Source organism: Bosea sp. PAMC 26642, assembly GCF_001562255.1.
In the GTDB taxonomy this organism is placed as follows: Bacteria; Pseudomonadota; Alphaproteobacteria; order Rhizobiales; family Beijerinckiaceae; genus Allobosea.
In genome coordinates this window covers 846930-871743 of record NZ_CP014301.1, presented here as the reverse complement: position 1 = coordinate 871743, position 24814 = coordinate 846930, and the positions used below count along the sequence as shown (strand labels likewise).

The 24814-nt window shown below is 64.0% G+C and carries 17 protein-coding genes and 1 tRNA gene; 8 read left to right on the top strand and 10 right to left on the bottom strand.

Annotated elements, in window-relative coordinates; translation table 11 throughout:
* Positions 1-52: 52 nt before the first annotated feature.
* The 3 genes from AXW83_RS04110 to AXW83_RS04100 all read right to left on the bottom strand — a co-directional run bounded on the left by AXW83_RS04110 (position 53) and on the right by AXW83_RS04100 (position 3294).
* Entirely contained in the window at positions 53-814 is a 762-nt protein-coding gene (locus AXW83_RS04110; RefSeq protein WP_066610893.1) for an SGNH/GDSL hydrolase family protein, read from the bottom strand.
* On the bottom strand, positions 811-1899 hold the full coding sequence (locus AXW83_RS04105) for an OpgC family protein (protein WP_066610892.1): 1089 nt from the start codon (positions 1897-1899) through the stop codon (positions 811-813). The genes AXW83_RS04110 and AXW83_RS04105 overlap by 4 nt, the downstream gene beginning before the upstream one ends.
* Before the next feature lie 189 nt (positions 1900-2088).
* Positions 2089-3294, bottom strand: coding sequence for a DUF2254 domain-containing protein (locus AXW83_RS04100; RefSeq protein WP_236841808.1), 1206 nt, complete (start codon positions 3292-3294; stop codon positions 2089-2091).
* A 222-nt stretch (positions 3295-3516) separates the two neighbouring features.
* Between AXW83_RS04100 and AXW83_RS04095 the strand changes: the two genes are divergently transcribed.
* Positions 3517-4770, top strand: a complete 1254-nt coding sequence (locus tag AXW83_RS04095) for a cation:proton antiporter (protein ID WP_066610888.1) — start codon at positions 3517-3519, stop codon at positions 4768-4770.
* Between the two features lie 270 nt (positions 4771-5040).
* On the opposite strand, the gene AXW83_RS04090 is transcribed toward AXW83_RS04095, so the two are convergent.
* Both AXW83_RS04090 and AXW83_RS04085 read right to left on the bottom strand, forming a co-directional pair.
* Positions 5041-5760 (bottom strand): cytochrome c biogenesis CcdA family protein, encoded by a 720-nt coding sequence (locus AXW83_RS04090; RefSeq protein WP_066610886.1) that lies wholly within the window; start codon positions 5758-5760, stop codon positions 5041-5043.
* 3 nt (positions 5761-5763) lie between these two features.
* Complete coding sequence (locus AXW83_RS04085) at positions 5764-6165, bottom strand: thioredoxin family protein (RefSeq protein WP_066610885.1); 402 nt, start codon at positions 6163-6165, stop codon at positions 5764-5766.
* Positions 6166-6700: 535 nt separating this feature from the next.
* On the opposite strand from AXW83_RS04085, the gene AXW83_RS04080 reads away from it, so the two are divergent.
* On the top strand, positions 6701-7762 hold the full coding sequence (locus tag AXW83_RS04080; RefSeq protein ID WP_066610884.1) for an IS110 family RNA-guided transposase: 1062 nt from the start codon (positions 6701-6703) through the stop codon (positions 7760-7762).
* A gap of 348 nt (positions 7763-8110) precedes the next feature.
* On the opposite strand, the gene AXW83_RS04075 is transcribed toward AXW83_RS04080, so the two are convergent.
* The gene (locus AXW83_RS04075; protein WP_066610883.1) at positions 8111-12430 is read right to left on the bottom strand and encodes an NACHT domain-containing protein; all 4320 of its coding nucleotides are present in this window, start codon (positions 12428-12430) and stop codon (positions 8111-8113) included.
* Positions 12431-12934: 504 nt separating this feature from the next.
* On the opposite strand from AXW83_RS04075, the gene AXW83_RS04070 reads away from it, so the two are divergent.
* From AXW83_RS04070 to AXW83_RS04045, 6 genes are all read left to right on the top strand, one after another.
* Positions 12935-13390 carry a hypothetical protein gene (locus tag AXW83_RS04070; RefSeq protein WP_156639784.1) on the top strand — a complete coding sequence of 152 codons (456 nt, stop codon included), beginning with the start codon at positions 12935-12937 and terminating at the stop codon, positions 13388-13390.
* 11 nt (positions 13391-13401) lie between these two features.
* Positions 13402-14817 carry an exonuclease domain-containing protein gene (locus AXW83_RS04065; protein ID WP_066610874.1) on the top strand — a complete coding sequence of 472 codons (1416 nt, stop codon included), beginning with the start codon at positions 13402-13404 and terminating at the stop codon, positions 14815-14817.
* 123 nt (positions 14818-14940) lie between these two features.
* Positions 14941-15903, top strand: coding sequence for a hypothetical protein (locus tag AXW83_RS04060; RefSeq protein ID WP_156639782.1), 963 nt, complete (start codon positions 14941-14943; stop codon positions 15901-15903).
* A gap of 354 nt (positions 15904-16257) precedes the next feature.
* Positions 16258-17247, top strand: a complete 990-nt coding sequence (locus tag AXW83_RS04055; protein WP_066610862.1) for a hypothetical protein — start codon at positions 16258-16260, stop codon at positions 17245-17247.
* A gap of 169 nt (positions 17248-17416) precedes the next feature.
* Positions 17417-18685 carry an AAA family ATPase gene (locus tag AXW83_RS04050; protein WP_066610861.1) on the top strand — a complete coding sequence of 423 codons (1269 nt, stop codon included), beginning with the start codon at positions 17417-17419 and terminating at the stop codon, positions 18683-18685.
* Between the two features lie 63 nt (positions 18686-18748).
* Positions 18749-19615, top strand: coding sequence for a hypothetical protein (locus AXW83_RS04045; protein ID WP_156639780.1), 867 nt, complete (start codon positions 18749-18751; stop codon positions 19613-19615).
* A gap of 113 nt (positions 19616-19728) precedes the next feature.
* On the opposite strand, the gene AXW83_RS04040 is transcribed toward AXW83_RS04045, so the two are convergent.
* From AXW83_RS04040 to mgrA, 4 genes are all read right to left on the bottom strand, one after another.
* The gene (locus AXW83_RS04040) at positions 19729-21609 is read right to left on the bottom strand and encodes a site-specific integrase (protein WP_082766929.1); all 1881 of its coding nucleotides are present in this window, start codon (positions 21607-21609) and stop codon (positions 19729-19731) included.
* 118 nt (positions 21610-21727) lie between these two features.
* Positions 21728-21802 (bottom strand) — tRNA-Glu (locus tag AXW83_RS04035).
* A gap of 96 nt (positions 21803-21898) precedes the next feature.
* A complete protein-coding gene (gene recJ / locus AXW83_RS04030; RefSeq protein ID WP_066610852.1) occupies positions 21899-23704 on the bottom strand; it encodes a single-stranded-DNA-specific exonuclease RecJ in 1806 nt (601 codons plus the stop codon).
* 62 nt (positions 23705-23766) lie between these two features.
* Positions 23767-24789, bottom strand: a complete 1023-nt coding sequence (gene mgrA, locus AXW83_RS04025; RefSeq protein ID WP_066610850.1) for an L-glyceraldehyde 3-phosphate reductase — start codon at positions 24787-24789, stop codon at positions 23767-23769.
* Positions 24790-24814 lie beyond the last annotated feature (25 nt).

Here is a 24814-nt window from a genome sequence, read left to right as displayed (position 1 = left end):
GGCATGTTGCTCTTGGTTAGATCACGACGATCCTCGCTGCCGGCGGGACACTTCACCTGAGTTGGTCAAGGGGCATCTTACCAAAAAGGCCTGCGGCAAGCGCATTGGCAACCGCTTCAGCCATGCAGGCATATCCGGAACTGGTGGCGTCGAAGTCGTCGACGGATGCCCCCGATCGTGCCTTGGCGAGCGCCTCTCCGGCTTCATAGCGTCCAATTCGCAGAACGCCCTGCTCAACGGCGACCCGCCGTACGGCTTCTCTAATGGCTTGGTAGATCGCGTCGGTCTCCAGGCTGCGAACATAGTGTAGGCCGACAAAAACCAGATCGATTTTGTGGGCCCGAAGCCATTTTGCCGTCTCCGCAAGGGTCTGCGCGATCTCCTCCGGCGCGACCCGCGCAAGAGCATCGAATGTGCCGACTTGCCAGAGGACAAGGTCGACACTGTCCAGCGCAACCTCGAGCTTGATCCGCTCTGCCGCATCGCGGACTAATTCACCCGAGACGCCCCGGTCGAGGATTTCGACGTTCAGGCCCTTGAACGCCCGTTCAAGATAGCGCTCGATGATGTCGTAATAGTCTCTCGACGGCGTACGGCTGGCGGCCGAGGCTCCGATCGTGAGAATGGTGATCTTGCGCTTGTTGGCCAGGGCGTTGCCGATCTGCGGCAATCGGATTTCGGTTGTTGCAACGCCGGTGCCGGTCATGCAGCCTGGCGCGGCCTCGTTTTGCGGCATGGGCGGAACCGTTTGCGCCACGGCCGTGCTGCACATCCAGGCCATGGCGGCGATCCAGAGCGCGAGCGAGCCCTTCATGCTGGTTTACCCCCCAAGCGATCGCGCCATTCCGACAACCATGCAGTAAATCCCAGTAGCGATATACCAACAAGCATGATGACCGTGTCGAGCAGGATGCTCGCTCCCACCGATACGCGCACGATCTGGGCCAACAGGCTCAGCAATGATCCGACGCAGAAAACATGTAGTGAGTTCCGGCCTAGGAGTGCGAGGCCCCCGACCACACGGCCTGTGTGTCGCACAATAAATGGATAGACGGCTGAGAAGAGCGCAACCAGCGCCAGGAACTGGATCAGACGCAACGGCGTCACGTAGGTTTTGCTTACCAGGAAAAGCAGCCGTGGGGATGGCACCTTGGTCGGGTCGGGCCACAAACTGAACCACATCATGACGCCGCACCCCAGGATGATCGGCAACGCCAGAAGTCGAATAAGGTGGAGATGTTCACGGACGATCCGACCTGGGCCACGCTCCCGGGCCAGGGTAAAGCCGAGCACGAAAACGAGCTGCCAGCATAACGGGTTGAAGAACCACTGGCCTCGGGTCGGCCATGTTGGCAGATTGATCCGCAGAACGATCGCGAGCAGGTAGAGCGCGAGCGAGATTGGTAGCAGCCAGTTGGGTGCCGACCGGTGAACCAGCACCATCGCCGGCGCCATCATCATCAGCACAATATACAGGGGCAGGATGTCAAAATAGCCTAGTTGCAGACTCAACATCGCCAGCCCGAGATGGGCGTCTGCCGGATTGTAGAAGATCGGCGCGGCGTTGATCCATTCGAGGATCAGCGGGTTGTCGAGTCCGCGCGCGGTCGCGCCCAACATAGCGATTGCGACGAGGACGATCATTGCCTGCGCAGCGTAGAGCGTCACCGCCCGGCCTAGGACACGCATGACGACCTGCTTGTGGGGTACTTCGCTATCGGCTCGCCCCACCGCGTAGCGCAAGCCCCAGCCCGCAAGGAACACGAACAGGTCAGCGGAATCGGAAAGTGAAATGTTGCGATGCGTGAACCGCTCGTAAAACAGTCCAGGAACGTGATTGATGAATATCGTGATCAGAGCAAAGCCGCGCCAGAAATCAACTGCGTTAGGCTGGCGCATGGCAACTCGTTCTTCCTTTTAGACGACGATCATCACCTGCGTCGACGTCGGTGCGTCAACATATGAATCTCTATGTCGTTCACCGCGCCACCGGCGCGCCAACATCTAAGCCTGCCAATGAGCATCTTACCGGCTTGGCTGGGCCGAATCCCCGGCACGTCATCGCGGAAAGGGCGACTTTGGACCATCCTAGCTCACGCCTTCTATCTCTGCCGCAAGACTGCGTAGCACAGCGATGTCCTGCTCAAGGGGCAGAGCAGTCTCGGCCCGCTTCAAGGCCAGCACTGAGTGCCGCGCGGCATTCTCGGCGAAGTTTGCCGGACCGAGGCGCGACAGGATCTTAAGCGTCTTTTGCAGCCTGACCCCGACTTCGACGATGCCTGCGCCATCGCGCGCGATCGGCGTGAACAGGTCGTCGAACAGGTCGGCCACTGCGATCGCCGGAATATGCACCCGCGGGAACAGCGTCTCGTGCTCCGGGTCGCCCGGTTTGGCCCAGATCGCGAGTATGCGGACAGCTCGGCCGATGACGTCGATCGCGGTGCCGGGATCATTGATGGCAGGCGACAGGGCGCGCGATGCGATCTCGGCCAGCACCGAGGCGCCAAAGCGTGGGTCCTGATCGAATGAACGGACGTCGTCGATCGTGAAGCAGGCGCGGATCTCGCTGTCCTGCTCGTCTTGTTCAAGCGCGTCCGCCCAGGCGATCGGCTCGGTCGGGCTGACGAAGGCACCAGGCGTGGCACCGGCAAAAATCGTGCCCCCGCCGCGTTCTGCGATCTTCGACAACTGGCCAACGTCGAGATGCTGAACATAGCCGATCTGCGACGCGTAGATCGGCCGTGCCGCCTTCGGAATCTCGGTCAGAGGTTGGCCGCCCATGAACGGGCTTTCGTGGCGCATCAGCATGGCATCTGTTGCAGCCTTCTCAACGCGGGCCGTGGTCTCCGTCACCCGCCCGAGCCGCGACAGGTGATCGATCCAGCGCAGCAGCGTCACAACGATCAGGACGATGACGCCGGCCGTGACGACGAACAGCACGACGCGACCGGTACTGCCATAAGCCCCTGTGCTGAGCGCGATGATGCCGACCAGGCTGTAGAGAAATGAGCCGACGAAGGTCGCCAGCACGTTCTGCGTGGTTGTGTCCTCCATCACCAGCCGGGTCGCGCGCGGCGTGACGTTGCTGGTCGCAGCCGAATAGGCGGAGACCATCGTGCTGAGCGAGAAAGTGGTCACGGCCAGCATGCTCGAGGCGATGATGCCGAGAATGTTGTCGACCGCGTCGGCGCCGATCTTCGTTGGCAGGTCGCTGGGGATATAGGGACCCAGCACGATCGCCACGAGCGCCGTGGCAACTGCCAGGATCGAGAAAAGCGTGGCGCGAAACCACATCCGCCGGGTCAGTTGAGACGCAAGCCAAAGCCATCGCGACGTCATAGCGGTGCCGAGGTCATACGGAGTACTTTCTTGGTCTCAGGCTAGTCAGAGAAGCCGATTGATATAACGCGGGCCCATCGCATCAGTTGCGGTGTCTCGCCCGATCGACGATGAGCGTTGAGATGGAGCCCTTATCGTGACGCTGCGTGCCGCCCTCCCGCGCTTCCAGGATCAGCAATGCTCTCCGCTTTCGACCTCATTGCCATCCTGATCGTCCTGACCGCCATCTTCGGCTGGCTGAACCACGTCTTCATCGGACTTCCGCACGCCATCGGCCTGCTTGTGTTGGGGCTGGCTTCGTCGTTGATCCTCATCGGGCTCGAGGTCGCCTTGCCGAATATCTCGCTTTACGATGATTTGCGGCGCCTGCTTCGGCAGATCGATTTCCAGGAGGCGGTCCTCAACGGGATGCTGGCATTTCTGCTGTTTGCCGGCGCGCTCCACGTCAATCTCGCCATTCTCAAAAGCCGGGCCTGGGCCGTCGGTTTGATGGCAACCGTCGGCGTGGTGATCTCGACAGGCGTCGTCGGCGTCGGCTTCTGGTGGCTGTCGGCTCTCCTTGGAGCACCGGTTCCTCTCGCCTGGTCGCTGGTCTTTGGCGCCCTGATCAGTCCGACCGACCCGGTCGCGGTCCTGAGCACGCTCAAATCGGTCAGCGTTCCCAAGACGCTCGAAGCCGATATGGCCGGAGAATCGCTCTTCAACGATGGCGTCGGTGTCGTGATCTTCACGGTGATCGTCGCGATCGCGGCAGGTGCGAGCAACGGTGCCGTCGAGGTCACGCAGGTCGCGCATCTATTCGTCTTCGAGGCGCTCGGCGGCGCCATCCTAGGCCTCATCACGGGCTATGTCGCCTATCGCGCCACGCGCGCGATCGACGACTACCCGATCGAGACTCTGATCTCGCTGGCGCTGGTGATGGGCACGTACGCCCTGGCATCGAAGCTTCACATGAGCGGGCAGATCGCCGTCGTGGTCGCCGGCATCCTGATCGGCAACCAAGGCCCACGCGATGCGATGAGCGACGAGACGCAGCGCTATCTCTTTGCGTTCTGGACCCTGATCGACGAGGTCCTGAATTCGGTCCTCTTCCTGCTGATCGGCCTGGAGGTCCTGGTCCTCAGCTTTGACCGGATATTCCTCTGGCCCGCGCTCTGCGTCATTCCGCTCGTGCTGCTGGCGCGTTTCCTGGCCGTATCAATCCCGGTCATGGCGCTAAGCTCGCGCACTGAATTCGTAAAGGGAACGATCCCCATTCTGACCTGGGGCGGCTTGCGCGGCGGCATCTCGATCGCGTTGGCGCTGTCGCTTCCTACCGTTGCCGAGAAGCCGATCCTGCTTGCCGCGACCTACGCGGCCGTTATCTTCACGATCGTCGTCCAAGGCTTGAGCTTGAGAGCTGTCGTCGAGCGGTTCTCAGGGCCGCGCTGAATGCCCAGATTTCGCCCACGCGCTCGGCTGGCAGCCGAAATATCTTCGGGCTTCGGGCTCAGCGTTTAATTAAACTTGGCCTGCCGCCGGTATCGTGGACACCGAGCTTGGGCGTTCCATGAAGCCAGCAGAAGGCCACGATGGTCATCCTCGTTTACGGCTCAAGCTGACGAAATCGACAACTCAATAATCTCGCCGCGCGCCGGCACGGGCTGGCGCGGAAACAGCGTGACGAGATCGTCATGAATTTTCGCTCGGAGAGAGGCGAATTCAGATGCGGGTGGTGAGGTTGGTCAGCCAAGCCGGCGAGTTTTCGACCAGATAGGCCTCTACGATTTTGTCGAAGCCCGTCACAATCAGGAGACCGGTGGCGATCAGGACAGCGCCCATCACGATCTTGGAGCCCTGTCCAGCGCTCAGCATCCTACCTCGCCAGCGCAGTATCGCTTCGCGCGAGAGAAAGCCGAGCAACAGAAGCGGCAGTGCCGCGCCGATGCCGAACACCACCATTGTCAGCGCGACCTGCCCCAGATTCTCGCCCTGCGCTGCTAGCACCGAAGCTGCGCCAAGCGTCGGGCCAACGCAAGGAGCCCAGACCGCGCCAAGCAGGAGCCCGACGGCGAACTGGCCGGACAAGCCGGAGCCGGATATTCCGCCAAAGCGCTGTTCGGCCCAGTTGCCGACCGGGCCGGCCGCGAGCGCGACCTGCGCCTGCAGCCTGGGCGTCACCAGCACGAGGCCGATCAGCATCAACACGATCGCGGCCGCAAGCCGGAATAAGCCGCCGTCGAGCCCGATCGAGAAGCCAATCGTGGCGACGAACAAACCGATGGTGACAAAGGACAAGGCCAGGCCGGCAGCGAGCGCTACCGGCCCAAACCTATGCTGCGAAACCGCCGTGCCGAGCACGATCGGCAAGAGCGGTAGAACGCAGGGCGACAGCGTCGAGAGTAAGCCAGCCAGCAGCGCGAGCGCGGCAGTGCCCATGATCGCTCAGACACCCTTTTTCAGGAGCGCCTCGATCGAGGCGGCGTTGGTGTCGCCAACCGAACGCCCGACTTCCTGCTTGCCCTTGTAGATGATTAGCGTGCTTTGCATCGTCGACTTGAGCATGCGCACGACGTCCTTCTGGCTGTCGAAGTCGACCTCGAAGACCGTAAGCGTGGCGAATTCGGGCTTGCTGCCCAGGCTCAAAATAATGGGCTTCTGCGCCTTACAGGTAGGGCACCAAGGCGCGCTTATCTCGACCAGGATCGACTCACCGGCTGCCTGCGCAGCCTCGAATGCCTTCACGTCGAAGGGCGCCTTGGCGGAGAAGGCGACGGCAGAACTTGCGGACGCCAAGCTGGCGAGAGCCACAGCTGCAAGTCCAAGATTACGTCGAGTGAGGGACATTTGTGATCCTCCGGAGCTTCAGGCGATTGAATTGACCGCATCGGTGAGTGGGAGATAGCCCGGCCAATTGCAAACCTGAACTGACGTTTGCCGGAGTTGCTTCACATTGCTGTGGTCTACCGCGCACGCCGGCCTTGTAATGCGAACATCGGATATTTCCTGGAAAGTGGGATGAAAGTTTTTGTGGGCCCTGGCAAACTTCCTCGGCGCGCCGATTTTGCAATTTACGCCGACGCGCTCGACGAGGCGAAGGCGGGGTTTAAAGAGCTCGGGTTTCAATACCGGCCATAGTGGTCGAATGGTCACCTTGAACGAGCGCTCGCTCAAGGCGACGGCGTCCCGCTGACCATGGCGTGAGGGGGCATGCCGCCCTCGAAAGATGCCTGAGACGGCGATGAAACGGGGCGCAAGCGGCGGCTCGGTGCCCCCTCAGTGGAGTGCCCAGAAGGAGACATTTCTAGTGTCAGCTAATGGGATGGACCGGCTGCTCCCGCCGCCGCGTAAGCTGTGGCCTTACCCAAGCCGGAGCAGCCCCATGAACAGGACGACCTCGAACACCGAAGCAGAGCTTACCGTTGTCGGCATCGACATTGGCAAAGACGTTTTTCACCTTGTCGGCTTCGACGGGAACGGCAAGCTTGCCTTCCGACGCAAGATCCGGCGCTTGGCGCTGGAGGAGACCTTCAAGACCCTCCCAGGCTGCATCGTCGGGATGGAGGCGTGCCTGAGCGCTCATTTCGTCGCCCGAACACTGCGCAGGCTCGGCCACGAACCCCGCATCATTCCGGCAAAATATGCCAAGCCCTTCGCGAAGGGACAGAAGAACGACTACAACGATGCCGAAGCGATCGCGGAGGCCGCGCTGCGACCGAACCTGCGGGTGGTGCGGGAGAAGACGCAGGACGAACTGGACCTGCAAGCCTATCATCGTATCCGGTCGCGCCTGGTCTCGCGCCGGACCGCAACGGTCAACCAGATTCGGGCTTTCCTCATCGAGCAGGGCATCGCCATCCGCCCCGGCTTGCGAGCCCTGCGCGCCTCGCTCTTCGATATCCTGAAGAACCGTGCCGATGAGATCTCGCCTCGCATGAGCGATCTGATCGTCGGCCTCTATGAAGACTGGCTGTGGCTCGACAAGCGGATCGAGACGATCACCGCCGAGATCGAGAAGATCGCAGCCGAGCAGGCCGCGTGCGCTCGGCTCATGAGTATTCCGGGCGTCGGGCCGATCATCTCGACGGCGCTGGTCGCCGCGATCGGCGATGGTGAAGCCTTCGACCGAGGCCGCGATTTCGGCGCCTGGCTCGGTCTCGTCCCGCGGCAATACAGCACCGGCGGCAGAACCGTGCTCGGGCGCATCTCCAAACAGGGCAACACCTATCTCAGAATGCTGTTCATCCAGGCCGCGAAGGTCATCATCATGAGACCGCATAACTGGGAGAAGTTCAGCTTCGGAACCTGGTTGAAGGAAGCGGCTCCGCGGCTTCACCGCAACAAGCTGGCAACGGCCCTCGCCAACAAGCTCGCTCGCATCAGCTGGAGCGTTCTGCGCAACGGCAGGTCGTTCGACGCGCACGGGGAGGCTGTCGCCATCTAGCACCCCAAGGAGTTCGCGACGGAGCAGGCATGGAACGGATTCAATATGCGCACCCTGAGCCTGGTGGCCCTTTTGGCCCCTGAACGGCCGATCTGCTAATAAGGCCAAAGGTGCGCGCGTACTCCCATCAAGGCCACGGCCCACGAGCCGATCAGTAGGCCGGATACATATGAGCGACTTCCGTCACCGCGCCGAACCCGTTGTGAAACGCAGCCGGTCCATACATAAGGGCCAAAACTGCCAGCCGTTCGGCCGGGCGAGCAGCGCCACGAGCCGACGCCGGCTTGCTGCCCGAAACCAGATTTTTACTTTCGGGCGTAGCGCGAGGTCCCGAATGTTCTGCGCCGACTACCCGCGCCCGAGGCGCGGTCTCAGATCCAGGCCTTTCGTCATGAGCTTCGCCGTGCCGCCCAACTCGCGCGATATGGACTCGGCCTCATCGTTAAGAAGGCGCATCAGTTCCTCGAACCCAATCCGCATGCCTGTCGTTGGGTGGTCCCACTCTCGCTCCCGGGCAATTTTAACTAGCAAGCAGCCCGCACGGCAGTCCTCGGCAGCCATATACTTTTTCAGCAGCTGTTTGCGGAGCGTATCGAAAAGATCTCGGCCCGGACGGTCGTCGGCCAATTTGAGTTCGATCGTCGCCTGGTGCGTCGAAGCGGTGGAGCGAAGCCGGATGTCCGTTTCCTTTTCGTCGGCTGTTACCGCTTCCTGATCGACGACATAGGCCCCCTTTGCTGCGTCGTGCAGCACATTGGCCAACGCGCGCCGCATGACGCGCTCGACCGTGATGCTCGCCCAGAACTCACGCGGGGAAGTATCCCGCAAAAGAAGATCATCGAGATCATCGAGGCGGTCGCGCATTAGCGCGAACATGGCGTCGTTCGTCGAGGGTGGCATTTCGCCCAATCTGTCGAGGACGATGAACTCGGCTTCGCTCGCGGGTGTACCATCGGCCTCCTCTGCGGCCGTCTCTGCCGCCAGTGCCAGCGTCCGATCCTTGATATGCCGAAAGGCGGGGTCGCCGACCACGGAAAGCTTGGAACTCCAACCTTCTGCACCCGGTGCCGTCAACACGGCGCTCAGGATGGCATTTCGCGCCCGCTCGGCGTAATCGCGTGTGTCTGGAGTATAGCTGCCTTCGTGATGCACATCGTCCTCGAGCCGGACGTGACGGTAAGCGACCCGGAGCATGCGTAGCAGGAGAGCCGGGACAAAGCCCGTGCCACGAAGGTCGATCCCTGCGCCGCGATCACCGTCGAAGAGGCTACCAAGGAGGTACACGCCGGCGCCGATTGGCGCGATCTTGGCCGTCTCCAGGCAGCGTTCCAACGCATCGACACCCGCCGCAGGCTGAAGCTGGAGAAGCGCGGAGAGCCAGATGTCGCCAAACGGTTCGGCTTCTGCCAAACGTCGTGTCGCCTCCGCCTCGACGAAACGACGATCGTCATCGCCGCCGCTCTTGATGAGGATTCCGACCGCTTGCCGGATGTGGCGTCCCACAGGAGCACCATCCCCGGTGTTGTTTATTTCGCCGAGCCCCGCCAGCCAAGCGCGGATGCGGGGAACGAAGAGTACCGTGAGGATCGGTGAGGCGTGACCGACGTCCTGAAGCGTCACGGCATAGCCATTGGATTCCATGTCTGCCAGCGACAGGCTGAGCTCTCGGCCAAGAACCCGATCGATTGCCGCCGGATGCTGGACCGCCAAGCATTCCAGCCACGGTGGAAAGCCGCTCAGTTGCATCGGAACATAGCGACAGGCCAATTCTGCCTCGCTCTGCGTAAGATGTTTGACCCAGTTCGGATCTTCGGCTTCGGCGGTGATGCAGGCGAGACCGAACTGCCATCGAACGAGGAAGGTATTTCTTTCTTCCTTCGGCCGCTCGCTTGCGAGGGTGGGCGTATCCTTCCGCCAAGCGGCCTTCATTGTCTCGCGGAGCTGATCTGCGACAGGTTTACCGAACTGCTGTTCGATGAGACGCCGGTTCCAGCCAGTGGCGCGGCTTTCGCCGCCCGAGCGCTCGACCGCCCTCCAGAGATTCCACGCGGTGTTTTCAGCGCGCTCAGGATGGAAGACCACATCGGAATCGCGTGCCACCTCGCGCCAGAACGCGACCCAGCTGCCGTGCGCCTTGGCCGATTTCCGCTCCGCTTGCCTCTTGCGTTTTGCGCTTTCGGCTTCCCACCGCTTCATCTCCGGATCGTCGGGCCGCGGCTTCCTTCGCTCCTCGACGATGGTGACCAGCCGTGGGGCATCGGCCACGATCAGTAGGAGATCATCAAGGAGGGCGGCGTGATCGGATATGTGACGGTTGAGAAAAACCATCTCCGCCCAAAGCATCATCTCGCGATGTTCGAGAGGCGCGGCCGGATCGGCTAGGCGTCGGTGTACCCACTCCCCGTCCTTCGCATCGTCCAACACGATGCCCTTGTTGTGGGTCAGCTCGAACATCCGGTTGTAAGCGTCCTTCATGGGACGAAGGGTTTCCAGGAGCGCGGCTTCGCTCCAGAAGCCTGCCTCGCGCGCTGCGGCGGGCAGTTCGTCGAGCGCCCGACGCAACTGCTCCGACGGCTTTTCGTCTGTGTATTCCCTTTTCGTCAGCCGCGCCGCCAACAGCGCCGATCTCGTCCAAGCGTCCGTTCGGACGCCTTCCGAGGCTTGTCGACAACATGCCGACGTCAATGCCGGAAGAAGATCCGACCGCGGAGTTCTGAGAGGCGGATGGGCTCCGTCCTTCCACTTCAAGCCGTAGCTCACGAGATCGAAGAGCGCCTGTCGCAATCCGTCGAGATATTCCGGCGCGAGCTCAGCGTGCGTGATTTCCTGACGCAAACGATATGTGTAATCGCCAAGGCCGCTGCTGTCGTCGACGACGCGCGCAAGGATTACCTTCAGCCGCTCTATCGGCATATGTGTCGGGAACAGCTCGACAGTGGCGCGGCGCGCGGCCGCGGGTGGCCAGCGTTCGGCATCTTTCTCGAGCGAGGCAGCGAGAGCGTCTACTCGGGGATCGCCCAAGCGAAGAAGCGCTTCGATGGCGAGGGTGCGCTCATGGAGCGGCGAATGCCCGTCCATTGCCGTGGCGTAGGTGAGATCTCCGCATCCACGCAACCGCCCGGCTGCGATAAGCCTCAGCAGCAGTTCACGAACTTCGCCGTTTTCAATGCCTTGGTCCCATAGCCGCGAGACCGGGCCCGCCAGCTCCTCGGCCGCGAAGCGGCGAACCTGAATGGATGGGGTTTGCAGACCCCGCCAACCGCCGGTCCTGTGACGTTCGACATAGGCCTCGAGCGCACGGCTGCGCTGAGCGATCGACAGCGATTGCGGGTCGCCGAAATCCAGCACCACCGACGCGTCGAGCCGCACGACGTCGTCGAGTATGGTCGGGTGCCAAGTTGCCAGCCAGGCCGCAACCGGGCGCATCGACGGACGCACCACCATTCGGCCTTGGGCAGTTTCAGCGAACAGGAGGCGCTTGATCCCCTTGATCGGCGCGCCTCGTGCAAGCAGGGCGTCAAGGCGCCTTGCTGCAAGAAACTCGACGACTGATCGATGATGAAATCGAACACGGCCGTAGCTGGCGAACCCGAAAAGCGGCCGCTCAAGCAATGTGGCCTGTGCCGCCGCGGTCCAATCGACGAGGATCCTCGAAACATCGAGTGCCGGTTCGCTGGCCGTAACACGATCGGATTCGACACTGTGGCGAAGGGTCAGCCTTCGCGTTAGCATCGCGGCGAGAGCGAGCCGGCTTGCCCCCTCTACCGCGGCCTCCAGCGATAACTCCACTCGCTCGGGCCGATCGGTGCGCGGCTTAAGTTTGTACGCGATGTTCGATTCGACTTGGTCGAAATGCGATCGAATTCGGTGATGATCGCGCCAGTCGGCGCATAGCTCGATCAGATCCTGCGGTCGACCGGCGAATTCCTCGGCGTCGCGAATGCGAATATCTTCCAACAACGCGTCCGGGTCAGGGATCCCTTGTCCCACCGCGAAGGTCCGCCGCTGCTCCTGCGACAGTGGCATCAACCCGACGGTCCGCCATGACTTGGCTTCTTTTTCGCTATCGCCTCCGTCCGATGTGTCGCCACGCTCCATCATCATGTCGGCGAACGCCTCGGCCGTCGGCTCGGCGAGGATCGGCGAAGGGATCGGCAACAATCGTTCGACCAAGGCGCGGTCGAACGGCACGGGCCGCGTTGTCACCACGATGCGAGCGCGAGCTATCTGGCCGCCGAGCGCCTTGGCGAAGCGCTTCAGCGAGAGTTCGAAACTGCCGAGGGTCAGCTTCAGTTCGTCTATGGAATCTAGAAAGAACGTAGCGATATCGGACTGTGAGAAGAGCCAGCCATCGAACCGGGTCTCCTCTTCGGGAAGGAGCATGTCGCGGAGCGGCTCCTTAGCCAACGTGGCAAGATCGAAGAAAAATGCGGCCTCGCCCATGGCGATAAGGCGATCCCGCTTCTCCCGGCATTCCCGGGTCTTGCCCGCCCCTGCCTCGGAGATCAGCAGCACGCGTGGCGAACGCAGAATCTCATCCCAGCCAACTCCGCCAGCCCAACCGAATTTAGCCAGCGCCGACGCCTTCTCGATGTCGGCAACCTCGGCATCCGACAGATCGCGGAACGTCCGCTCAACCGACACGTAATGACTTGGGTCAACGGCCATGGGCTCAACTGAAGGCTTACGCCGCCTTCTCCAAACGTCCGCCCGGCGACTATCGCAAAAGCGCGGAGGTCAACACAACGTCCTTGGTGGACTCATACAGCGTTGGCCTGCAGCTTTCCTACCGTACTTGCGCTCCAGTAGCCGTAGCCGCGTCGCAGCCGATCGTCACGCCGACGTATTCGACTTCCCCATTGAAACGGTAGCATCGTCGGCGTTCACCGCCCACGCAGCCTCCGCAGACTGCCCTGAACATATGTTCCAGCCGTCGGCTTGGGGCCACCTTCGGCAACTAGACCGATTGGCCCATCGGGCTCCTCGGAAGCAGACGTTCCAGACGTCGGCTAGGGGCCAACTTTCCCCGCTGGTCGAGCCGGCTGCCAGGGAACATGGCGGCCAATGGAAGGCGGAAAACTGAGCGGCCGGAACCCGTCTAAGGGAACCCCCGGAACCTGCGCATGACGTCCTGGAGAGGGAGAGTGGGCGGCCGGGCCTGATGCTCCGACCTTGGATGATCCGATGACGTTGAAGACCCCTGCGGGCGGCGAACCGCGCCCCAACGATGCCGAGCTTGAAATGTACGCCCGCGCCTACCGGCAGCGCGCTGAGGCCGACACCTTCTACCTGCGCTGGCAGTTGCATACCGCGCACGCGATGCTGCTTGAGCACGACCCGACGCGGATCTATCCGGAACATGGCGGCCTCAACGGCCGACAGATCGGAGAGGGTGCGCGGATCGCGGCGCGGCGCTTCGCGCTGCTGCTGGCCGAGCCGCCGGCCTTCTCCGAGCCGCTGCTCCGCCTCAAGATCGCATGCTACGAGGCCATGATCATCGACGCTGACGAGCTCAAGCGTTCGCGCGCCGTGGCGATGATCGAGGCCGCCATCCGGCGCGACGCGCAGGACCTCGGCATCGTCATCGACGAAGGGCCGATCATGCCCGACGCCGGCGGCTGGCACTGAGGTCGCCGGTCATGAGCTTCATCTTCTACGACCTCGAAACCACCGGCCTCGCCCCGCAATGGGACGTGCCGCTGCAGGCTGCCCTGATCCACACCGATGCCGATCTCAACATCCAGGCCGAGCTCTCGTTCCGGGCGCGGCTGCCGGCGCATATCGTGCCGTCGCCCGGCGCGCTTCTTGTCACCGGCGTGACACCGGCGATGCTGGAGCAAGCGCCGCTTTCGGTCGGTGAGATACTCGGCCTCATCGCCCGGGCCTTCACCGGATGGGCGCCCGCGACGATCGTGACCTACAACGGTCTGCGCTTCGACGAGGAGGTGCTGCGCCACGCCTTCTTCACCCACCTGCTGCCGCCTTACGCGACGCAAGGACCCGGCCTGAAGCGGGCTGACCTCCTGGTCATGTTGCGCTCGGTGCGGCTGCTCGAACCGGGAGCGGTGACGATCCCGATCGGCACCAACGGCAAGCCGTCGATGAAGCTCGGTGACGTCTGCTGCGCGAACGGCATCACGCTCCACGAGGACGATGCCCATGATGCGCTCGCCGACACCCGCGCCACGCTGGCCTTGTTCCGCCACCTCCGCAAGGTCGCGCCGAGCACCATCGCCCTCATGCTGGAGAATGCCCAAAAATCCGGCCCTGCGGCACTGCTGGCCGGCGAGGAGCTGATCCTGCTAGGTGGCATGACGGCGATGGCGCCAGTCATCGGCGTCGCGCCGAGCCCGCGCAACGCCGCAGCCTGGGCGGTGGCCGACCTCTCGGTCGACCCGGCAAGCTATCTCGACAGCCCGGTCGAGGAGATCGCGGCGCTGCTGACCGCGAAAGGACCGCGGACGATCCGGACGGTCCGGACCAATGCCCAGCCGATCCTCACCGGATGGGAGCATGGGGTACATGCCCTGCCGGCCGATCGCCTCGATGACGCAGTCTACCGCCGGCGCGCGCGGCAGGTTCGTGACCACGAGGGCTTTCGCAAGAACCTGATGCTGGCGCTCGCCGACCAGTATGCCGATGCCGAACCATCGCACTGGCCCGAGGCGACGCTGTATAGCGGTGGCTTCATCGCCGACGAGCAGATTCGCCTGTCCCGGCGTTGGCACGAGATCGACTGGGTGCAGCGCCCGGCCTTCGCCGACAAGCTCTTCACCGACTTGCGGATGCGGGCCTTCGCCAACAGGCTCACGTTCCTCAATGCCGCCGAGCACCTATCGCCGGCGGCCTGGGCGAAAGGCCGCGACTGGCTGCGCCATCGCCTCCTGACGCAGGACGATGTGCCTTGGTTGACCTTGCCGAAAGCGCTCCACGAGACCGACGTGCTTCGCGCTCAAGCCGAACCTGGCGACGGCGAGCGCCTGCGTCAGCTTGCTGAGATCGAGCGCTGGCTCGTTGAGCGCCAGCAGGAACTGGCGCGGGCATCCGCAGCCTAGGCGGATCACAGAACGGATACCGACAAAGGCCCGCGCGCTCCCGCTCGCGGGCCTTCGTTCGTTCCAGGGGAAAGGATGTCAGCGCTGCCAACTGGGCAGAACCCCACTCAAAAGGGAAAGATCATGATGGACACCAACACCAAAAGCAGCCTCGCGGACGTGAAGGAGGAGGCGTGGAACGTCTCGATCGTCGACGAGCTCGATGCCATCGCGCGCGAGCGTCCCTGGGGAGACGGAGACGCTGAAAGCTACAGCCTTATCATCGGCAAGCTTCCCTCGCTGATCGACGTCGCCGCCCGCGCCCGCTACCACGCGGGCCAGGTCGAGCGCTTCCTCGATCTCGCTGGCCGGACGCAGGACCATGCGCTGATCCAGTGCCGGCTGCCGTGGATTCTTGCGCTGACGATGCTGAACCACGCTGCGACGCTCGCGGTCGCGCTTCTGCCGGCCCGCGACACCATCGACGACTGGATCCGCGGCAACGCCGGCGAGAGCATCATCGAAACGTCGCAGCGGCATCAGACCCCGGCGACCGCCGAACTGGCTCGCGCCGCCTTCGGACTGGGCACGCCAGCCGTGAATGCGGCCCTAGAATCGCCGCGAGCGTTCATCGCGGGAGCCGACCGTCTCCTCGCGGTGACCAATGCGCTGGCACCAAGCAGGGAGGTTGAGGATGGCGGCACGCGGGTCCACTGGCTGGAACGTGGGTCAACGCTGGCTGACTACGTCGCCGATCACCTCGACCTCGAGTACCGCCTCGATTCCGTCCGGCACCATCTTCGCTGGGCCGATCGCTTCGCCGCAGAACTCGAGGATGGCGAGCTCAGCCAGGCCCATCGTGATCGGCTCGGCCGAGCCCAGGCTGGCGCGACGATCCTCGCGCTCGCCGATCTCGCCAGGATAGGGCTCTGGCCCGCCCGCGATCCTGGCGACCATCGCGTCAAGCTCCAGGCGCGTGAGCTGATGCGGGCGCGGCAGGGTCCGGATCGGCACAAGGCGATCGTCGAACTCGCCTTCGTCATCGGAGGCCAGATGCAGGCCGGGCTCGGCGCGCTCACCGCGCGCCTGAGCGAGGCCAAGATCTAAGAGGTTCCGGAGTAGCGCCCCGATCCCGGTAGCCAACAACACCGCAACAAGAAGCGCCCAGGACGGCTAAACTGGCTCAGGAGCTCGCAGGGAGCCGACGGGAAGCCACCAGGCATCCATATCGCTGCCTTCTATCGACGATCAGCAAAGCCCGGTCAGACCCAGGTTGCCTCCAGGACGGCGCTCCCACCACATTCCAAGGCCGGACCGAGCCAGGACGGCGACAACACGACAACAGGGCGCTCAGGACCGCGTCAGACGATGAAGGCGCTCCCTAGGGGGGCGCCTTTCCCATGTTCGGAGAGATCGGAGGGAGCAGCGACATGGCTGTCACCCACGTAAAGGATCACATCCGTGACCAACAAAGACAAAGGCGTGCCGGCGCCGACCGAGACCAGCGACACCGAAATGCCCCAGCAAATCCCTGGTGATCCCATCGCCATGGTCACCGGCAGCGTCGGAGACGATCCCTGCCTTAGCGAGCTTGCCGCCTTCCGCAACGGAGCGCCGGACTTGAAGTTCGCTGCTCGCAAAGCCAAGGAATTCCTCGACGAGGCCATGCGGATCAGGCTCGCAAGCAGCGATCTCGAAGATGCACAGCGCGTCGCCGCCGGCCTCATGCTGGTCGGACTCTCCTTCGTCGCCATGGTCTGCATCTGGCCGTCCGACAGCCTCGACGAGGTCGATGCCAAGCTCGCGCTGGCCGAGGTCGGCCGGGTGCATGGCGACGACCAGGAAGACGACTACGCCCCGATGCTCGAGCCCGACACCGCGCGGCGCATCCGCGTCCGGCGCGCCGCCTTCAACGTGGGCGAGCTGATGGTGCCGCCCCGCGCCGCCGGGCCGGCATCGACCGATCGCGGGCTGGCGACCTGGCCGATGCAGGGCCTCGACCTGACGCTCCTCCTGCCGCCGCGCGGCGGCGAGCCGGTCTTCGCCGACCAGCAGGCAGGTGCATGGGCCGGCCTCCTGTCTGCGCCGCCCGATCTCGATCGACTTGCCGACCGCGTTGAACGCCTGCTGGCGACGGCCGATCGGCTGTTCCTGCTGGCTGCGCGCCCGACAGAAAACAGCGCGGAACTGCGCCGTGCCGCCGAGGGCGCGCAGATCATGGCTTACCTCGCCGCCGCCCAGGTCGCACTTTGGCCGGTCGAGCGGGGCTCGGCCGGGGTCAAGGCGAAGCGTCGAATGGCGAAGGCGATCGACGATCGCGCCTGCCGTTCCGATCCGCTCCATATGCAGGCCGCTGTCCGCAACATCTTCGAGGAGGCGACCTGGCTGGCCAAGCTGCTTGGGGCCGAGCGCATGGCCATCAAGATGCCGACCTGGACGGAGATCGTCTGAACCTGATTCATCCAGAGATGAACATCGCTCATCACTGATAAGCACCGTTCAAGGCCAAGTCAGGCGGCGCCGCGCGGTGCCGCCTTTTCTCGTTGAACCAGGTTCACGGAGGGTCGGACCGACCACCCCGTCAAACGCTCAGGTTCGGCGGAATAGCGAAATCAGCTCGATGACCAAAGACGACTACGACTTCCAGTTCGCGGACGCGGGGCTCAAGGCGCGAGTCGTAAGAGCGAAGCGCGCAAACTCACAAAAGGCGACCGAAATTTCCGCCGAAGTACCTTCGGTCAAGGCTGAGCCAGCGCTGCCCGACGATTCATCGCGCTTCGCCTCGGTGGTCGACCTCCCCGCCGTCCTGCAACAGATCGAAATCGCCTATGGGCGTGAGTACCTCGGTGATCTTGAAGCCGAACACGGCTATGTTCCCCCGAACCTGCAGAGTGACGAGCAGGTGCGCATCGATCGCTTGAAGGCGATCTACCACGATCCTCGGGGCCCACTCAGGCCGCTCCTGTTCGGATCCGACGCGTTTCGCTCCCGGCTCGACATCGTCCGGCAGGGCTGCCCGGCTTTCACCGCGATCGTCGATCTCGTCGACCGCAGCGTCGCGTTGTCCCAGCGTACCGGGGCGCCGGTTTCCGTCCCGCCCATCCTTGTTGCCGGTCCCCCGGGGATCGGGAAGACCCACTTCGCCAAGACCCTATCTGCAGCGTTGGGTGTTGCCATGCACCCTCTTCAGTTCTCGACGAACGGCGACGCTCAGCAACTCGTGGCTGGGCACCCGACCTCCTGGCGCGGAGCACGCATGGGCGTGATGACCGAAGCCCTCTACAAGGGCGACACCGCCTCCCCCGTCTTCCTCGGAGACGAAATCGACAAGCTGGTCACTCACTGGTCGGAGAAGCCCTACAACGTGCTTCTGAACGTCTTCGAGCCCGAAAACAGCCGCGCCCTCCTCGACGAATATCTGCGAGTTCCATTCAACCTGGCTCATAGCATCTTCATCGCGACGGCAAACGACGTCTCGCTCCTACCGGACTTCATCGTCGATCGGCTGTTGGTGTTCGAGATCTCCCCGCCGACGGGGAACCAGCTCATCGCGGTCGCGCGCCTGATCTGCGAGGTGGCAGTGGCCGAGCTGGGGCAGACCGTCACCATGCCCAGCGACCAGGTGCTGGCGCGGCTGGCCCGCGCGAACCCGCGACGGATCGCACGCATCGTCCGGCTGGCTTTCGGCTATGCCGCCGCGGCCGGGCGAGACCACATCGTGTTCGCCGATGCCGACGCCGCCGACGCCATCTGCGGTGGGCCTAACGAAAAACCCCGCATCGGATTCCTTCCGTCGCAGCCTGCTGCCCAGCAGGGAGAGCGCGCGGGGCTCGGTCGGAACCCGCCGAAGGACGGTCCAACCAAGCGGACACTCGATCGGAAGGAATAATTTTGAGGGATTGAAGGGATGCCCCCGGAAATGCCGCTCACGCCGAAATCGAACGAGACCCTGATGACCAAGACCAAGACCACCACGCCCCTCGTCAGCCACCCAACCAAGCGCTCCCGAGCTTCGCGCAGCAGCTGCATCACCTCCCCTGCCCTGCGCCGGATCAAGCCGGAGCACAGCGCCGCCGCCGTCACCGAGTATCTGCCGACCCAATGGCCGGCGCTCGGAGGCAACGGTCCTGCGCTGCCGGCAGGCGCCTTCACCGACGCATCGTTCACGAGCCGCTTCAAGCCCGGGTTCACGGCCTACGTCTACGCGGCCGGATGTGGCGAGAACTTCCGTAATCCCACTCAGGCCGGCGGCCTGCTCGGCGTCGCCCGTAAGCTCAAGCTCCCGATCTACAAGATCTCCGCCACCAGCGGAGACCTGCGTGACAGGCTCGACGAAGTCAGCGCCGACCGGTACGCCTCTGAGACGAATGGCCCGGATGGCCCCGTCTGCCAGCTCGGATTCGACGCCTACACGGCCCAGATCCTGCGGCCCGATCGGCGACCGCTCGACGGTTCGCCTGTCGTCCTGCAGACTCGCTGCCTGGAAGTTCGCCTGCCAAGCACGCTGTCGCTGCGCGCCTTCGAGAAGGCCTTGCATGCGGCGATGTCGCGGTCGAGCCTCAACCGCTGGCTCGACACGCCCGCCGGCCGAAGCCACTGCGAACAGCTCGATCTCGTCGCTTCCGACCAGAAGCGCTACACGACCTACGCATTCGGCGCCGGGCAACGCCGGAGCGAGGCACAGGAAATCTACATCGCCAGGCCCAAGGGGCGCGATGCCAGCAGGCTGGTGGGCATCGTCGAGCGCATCGTCCACGACGCTGTCATGCCAGGGTGGGATCGCGGCCACTACGGGTGGCGCTGCCGCAGCCAGCGGTAACACCTCATCGATGCATGTCGGCGCGATCTCTGGGTCGCGCCGCCTCAGATGTCTTCTCCCTAACCCGCGCAGTACGAACAGGCGCGGAGAAAGCGTCTGCGCAACTTCAAACGTCAGATGCGCGAGAGGTCGACCTTGGAGTAGGAGATACCTTGCAGCATCTCGTTCAAAGTTCCGATGTCAAATCCATCGCCATAGCCGCTGGTCGTATCGCCCACATGATGGCCTAGGATGGCCTGCATGACGGCGTATAGCTTCCCCTTCCGGAGCTCGTCCGTCACCCTGTGGCGGAAGCTATGGAAAGTTTTATCTTTGTCTTTTGTAATGAACTGACGCGCGTACCGACCCCACCACTTGCTGAAATAGTGCGTCGTCTTGCCGTCGTATTCTACGAGATCTGGGAAGAGACGAACGTGCCCGGCCTTACCCTGCTCCTTGGCATAGGCAAGTAGCCCCTTTGCGATCAACATCGCATGGATCGGCACCCGCCGGCGCGATGAACCCGTCTTTCGGCTCGTGGTCTGACCTGGCGTATCATCGATCTCTCGCAGATCGAAATAATGAACCTCATCCTCGCACTTGATATCCATTACCCGGAGTTGCCCGATCTCCTCGAGCCTCGCTCCCGAGTACGCGCTGATCAAGGGCAGCCATTTCTGGGCCTCACCTCCCCCCGCGTCATATCTCTTTCCCTCACCGAAAACCGGCGACGCTAGGAGCCTGGATAGGTCCGCATCATCGTAAGGCTTCCGCTTGCCCGCTTCGCCCTCCTTCAAGGAAAACTTCATACCGGTGCATGGATTGGCTTCGATCTCCCCGTTTCGTAGCGCTACGGCAAGGATGGCCGAGATCGCGCCGATCGACTTGTCGTTGATCGTGGTCCGTGACAGCAGCGGATGTCCCTCCGCCAAGGCCCAGGCGTGAAGCTCCCAGAAAGGGCAGCCGGCCATCTCCTTCGGGACGTTTCGCGGGCAACCCGTCAGGGCATCGCGGTAGGCCCGCACATGCTTCTTCGTGATGGAAGCGATCGGAACATCACCGTTAATTTCAATGAATCTATCGACGTAGAGCCGATAACCCTCTGCCGTGCGTGAAGACGGCTTCCGTTCGTTCTTCCATGTATCGTAGGCCTCACCGAGCTTCACGCCCTCGTTAGGCTGGGTGCGAGCTATCGGCGCCACCAGGGCCGGCGTCGGTACGGCCGCACCCTCCAATCGCTCGAGGACAGCGCTATGGCCACGTATGCCCGCACGGATGACTTCCAGCGCCAGCAGATTACGATCGGGATGGCCGTGCGGGAGATCCACTCCGCTCTGGGCCAGAACAGCTTCGACAGCGCTTTCTCCAATGACGTCTGACAAGTCCTCCCTTGCTCGCTTCGCACTGTCGGGAGACATGCCTTCGCGCACGAGGCTCTCCAGCGTCGGAATCTGCCTGGCGCCGTCGAAGTCAAACTGATCTACGCGGCGAGCATGCGATCTCAGATGATCGAGTTCACGCAAATGGGCCCGCCGCTTCGCATCGAAGAGGTTGGGCACATCGTCGTTGCCGCGCTCACCCATCTCGTTGAGCACGATCTCCGTCAGATCGGCAGGCCGCCCCGTGAGAGCCTCTTCATCATCGGAGGCGAGAATTCGCTGGTAGACGTCCTCGGCGATCTGCTTGATGGCCTCGCGCGGAAGCGATTGCAGGCGCGTCACTGTTGAAGGGCGCGTCGTGCGACGCTGGAACGTCTCTTTCGCAAAGCCGATCAGGTTCTCGACCTGAGGATGAACCTCCATCCATCGCTGGCGCGCCAAGGTCAGGTCGGTTGTTCCTAGTGCGATCTTGAGGACCTGCTTCCCACCGACCTTCCGGCGTTCCTGCGACCAGGACAAGGCAAGCTCACCTGACAGGCTCGCGAAGAGCTTCGGAGACAGGTCGCGCGTATAGCTGAAACCGCCCTCAGGGCGCTTCACGAAATACGGCATTCCGAAGTTTGACGAGCGTCCCATCAGCACCTCATCCGGCGCTGATTCCTACCAGGATTCCTACCAAGGATCCTACCAGAGCCGATTTCGGCCTATTATCTACCAAACACTTCGTTGAAAATCAATGACTTAGCCACATGAGTGGCGCGACCTACGGGAGTCGAACCCGTCTCCCCAGCGTGAAAGGCTGGTGTCCTAACCGATAGACGAAGGTCGCGAGCTTGGGTGAACCGCGGACGGCTCGCTGCGAAGCGGGCCGAGGTATAGTGGCAGGGCCCGGCCTCCGCAAGCGCCAGTTTGCCGCTTTCGGCAGTCAAAGTCCCGGCAGGGCCATGTCGAGGACGCGCAGTTCGGCGGTCTCGTTGCCGCCCCAGCGGTTCAGCGACAAGGTCGCGGCGAGATGGACGCTGTCGCCGCGGGCGGCGAGCAGGGCCTGGCCGAGGGGTTCCTGGGCCGCACGGAAGGCTATCCCGCCCACAGTTGCGCCGTCACCGCTCCTGAGCTTGATGCGGATATGGCCGCCGCTGCCGATCTCGACCACATCGGTCAGGCGATGCGAGGGGAAGACGAAGACGGGTTCGGGCGCGCCCTGGCCGTAGGGCCCTGCCCGGTCGAGTTCGGCCAGCAGGCGCGGATTGGCACCACCGGCGCTCATCGCGGCATCGACCAGCAGGGCCTGCGCCGAATCGGTCGCGCCGAATTCGGCAGCGAGATGGTCGATCAGGAAGGCGTGGAAGGCCTCCGTCTGTCCGGGGCCGAGCGTGACGCCCGCCGCCATAGCGTGGCCGCCACCCTTCAGCGCGAGCCCGGCTTCCACAGCCTTGCGCACCGCCCGGCCGAGATCGACGCCGGGGACCGAACGGCCCGAGCCGGTGGCGCCGCCCTCCCCGTTCAGGGCCAGTGCGAAGGCGGGGCGGCGGAAGCGCTCCTTCAGCCGCGCCGCCACCAATCCGACGATGCCTGGATGCCAGTCGAGCGAGCCTGCGAGCAGCACCGGCTGATCGGGTGCGTTCATCAGCGCGTGGTCGGCCTCGGCCGTCGCCTCCAGCACGGCCTGGCGCTCGATCTCCTGACGCTCCTGGTTCAGGCGGTTGAGTTCGCCCGCGAGGCCGCGAGCCTCAATCGCGTCCTGCGTGCGCAGCAGGCGGGCACCGAGCGCGGCATCGCCGATGCGCCCGCCGGCATTGATGCGCGGGCCGAGCAGAAAGCCGAGATGCCAGGGCTGCACCGGCCCGTCGAGGCCCGCGACATCCATCAAGGCCGCAAGGCCGGGCCGCGTGCGCCCGCGCAGCATGGCGAGGCCTTGCCGGACGAAGGCGCGGTTGAGGCCGGTCAGTGGCACGACGTCGGCGACGGTCGCAAGCGCGACGAGGTCGAGGGCTGCCAGCAGGTCGGGCTCCGCAGCCTGGTTGGCCCAGAAACCCTGCTGGCGCAGGGCGGCGCGGGTCGCGACCAGCGTCAGGAAGACGACACCGGCAGCGCAAAGATGGCCGAGGCCCGAGAGATCGTCCTGCCGGTTGGGATTGACCAGCGCCGCGACCTCCGGCAGCCGCTCGGGCGCCTGGTGGTGGTCGAGCACGACGACGTCGAGTCCCAGCCTCGCGGCCTCGGCCAGCGGCTCATGGCTGGTGGTGCCGCAATCGACGGTGACCAGCAAGGTCGCGCCCTCGCCTACCAGCATCCGGATGGCCTCGGCATTGGGGCCGTAGCCCTCGATCAGCCGATCGGGGATGTGGATGCGCGGGCGGGCGCCGGCCGCCTCCAGGAACTCGGCCAGCAGCGCCGAGGAGCAGGCGCCGTCGACATCGTAGTCGCCGAAGATGGCGACCGCCTCGCCCGACTGCGCGGCCCGGGCGAGGCGGGCGGCGGCGGCCTCCATGCCGGCGAGCGAGGCGGGGTCGGGCAGGAGGTCGCGCAGCTTCGGCTCGAGGAAGCGGGCGGCGTCAGCAGCCTCGACGCCGCGGCCGGCAAGCACACGGGCGAGGATGTCGGGCATGCCCTCGACCTGCGCCAGCGCTTCGGCCCGGCCGAGGCCGGCCGCATCCAGCCTGTCGCGCCAGGGGCGACCGAGCGCGGAGCGAGTGACGCCGAGAAAGGCACGCGGGAGGGTGAGACTCATGGGCGGATGGGGTCGCGCAGGCCGGGGCCCGCGTCAAGCGACACGGCCACACCGTCGCGATGTCAGCGCTCGGCCGAGGCCGCCCAGATGTTGAGCCCGCCGTCAACGGCATGCCGGTCGATGCTCTCCAGTTCCTCGACAGAGAAATCTGGCTTTTCCAGCGCGGCGACGCATTCGACCACCTGCTCCGGACGGCTGGCGCCGATCAGCGCCGAGGTGACGCGACCGCCCCGCAGGACCCAGGCGATGGCCATCTGGGCGAGGGTCTGGCCGCGCGCGGCGGCGATCTCGTTCAGCCCGGCAATGTGGCGCAGATTGTCTTCGCTCAGGAAGCCGTCGCGGAAGGACGGCGCCTTCTTGGCGGCTCGGCTACCTTCGGGGACGCCGCCGAGATATTTCGAGGTGAGCATACCCTGCGCCAGCGGCGAGAAGACGATCGAGCCGATGCCCTCCTGCTGCAGCGTTTCGAGAAGCCCGTCTTCCTCGATCCAGCGGTTGAGCATCGAATAGCTCGGCTGGTGAATGATGCAGGGCGTGCCGAGGCCTTTCAGGATCGCGGCGGCCTCGCGGGTGCGCTTCGCATTGTAGGAGGAGATGCCGACATAGAGCGCCTTGCCCTGGCGCACGGCCGCGTCGAGCGCGCCCATCGTTTCTTCCAGCGGCGTATTGGGGTCGAAGCGGTGGGAATAGAAGATATCGACATAGTCGAGCTTCATCCGCTTCAAGCTCTGGTCGAGGCTGGAGAGCAGGTATTTGCGGCTGCCCCACTCGCCATAGGGTCCGGGCCACATGCGGTAGCCGGCTTTGGTCGAGATCACGAGTTCGTCGCGATGGCCCGCGAGGTCGCCGTGCAGAATCTCGCCGAAGGCGGTCTCGGCCGAGCCCGGCGGCGGGCCGTAATTGTTGGCGAGGTCGAAATGGGTGATGCCGAGATCGAAGGCGGTGCGGCAGATGGCGCGGCCCGTCTCGCGCGGCGTGGTCTCGCCGAAATTCTGCCAGAGGCCGAGCGAGAGCGCGGGCAGCATGAGCCCGCTGCGGCCGCTGCGGTTATATTTCATGCGGTCATATCGGCTCGCGTCAACCATCGCTCACTCTCCCTCAGGTCGCTAC

What these genes read in the sequence shown, in the direction of transcription:
- AXW83_RS04075 (WP_066610883.1), bottom strand. Translation starts at nt 12,430, where the DNA reads ATGGCCGTTGACCCAAGTCATTACGTGTCGGTTGAGCGGACGTTCCGC.
- AXW83_RS04100 (WP_236841808.1), bottom strand. Translation starts at nt 3,294, where the DNA reads ATGTGGTTTCGCGCCACGCTTTTCTCGATCCTGGCAGTTGCCACGGCG.
- AXW83_RS04080 (WP_066610884.1), top strand. Translation starts at nt 6,701, where the DNA reads ATGAACAGGACGACCTCGAACACCGAAGCAGAGCTTACCGTTGTCGGC.
- AXW83_RS04040 (WP_082766929.1), bottom strand. Translation starts at nt 21,609, where the DNA reads ATGGGACGCTCGTCAAACTTCGGAATGCCGTATTTCGTGAAGCGCCCT.
- AXW83_RS04065 (WP_066610874.1), top strand. Translation starts at nt 13,402, where the DNA reads ATGAGCTTCATCTTCTACGACCTCGAAACCACCGGCCTCGCCCCGCAA.
- AXW83_RS04060 (WP_156639782.1), top strand. Translation starts at nt 14,941, where the DNA reads ATGATGGACACCAACACCAAAAGCAGCCTCGCGGACGTGAAGGAGGAG.
- AXW83_RS04050 (WP_066610861.1), top strand. Translation starts at nt 17,417, where the DNA reads ATGACCAAAGACGACTACGACTTCCAGTTCGCGGACGCGGGGCTCAAG.
- AXW83_RS04110 (WP_066610893.1), bottom strand. Translation starts at nt 814, where the DNA reads ATGAAGGGCTCGCTCGCGCTCTGGATCGCCGCCATGGCCTGGATGTGC.
- recJ (WP_066610852.1), bottom strand. Translation starts at nt 23,704, where the DNA reads ATGAGTCTCACCCTCCCGCGTGCCTTTCTCGGCGTCACTCGCTCCGCG.
- AXW83_RS04105 (WP_066610892.1), bottom strand. Translation starts at nt 1,899, where the DNA reads ATGCGCCAGCCTAACGCAGTTGATTTCTGGCGCGGCTTTGCTCTGATC.
- AXW83_RS04095 (WP_066610888.1), top strand. Translation starts at nt 3,517, where the DNA reads ATGCTCTCCGCTTTCGACCTCATTGCCATCCTGATCGTCCTGACCGCC.
- AXW83_RS04045 (WP_156639780.1), top strand. Translation starts at nt 18,749, where the DNA reads ATGACCAAGACCAAGACCACCACGCCCCTCGTCAGCCACCCAACCAAG.
- AXW83_RS04085 (WP_066610885.1), bottom strand. Translation starts at nt 6,165, where the DNA reads ATGTCCCTCACTCGACGTAATCTTGGACTTGCAGCTGTGGCTCTCGCC.
- mgrA (WP_066610850.1), bottom strand. Translation starts at nt 24,789, where the DNA reads ATGGTTGACGCGAGCCGATATGACCGCATGAAATATAACCGCAGCGGC.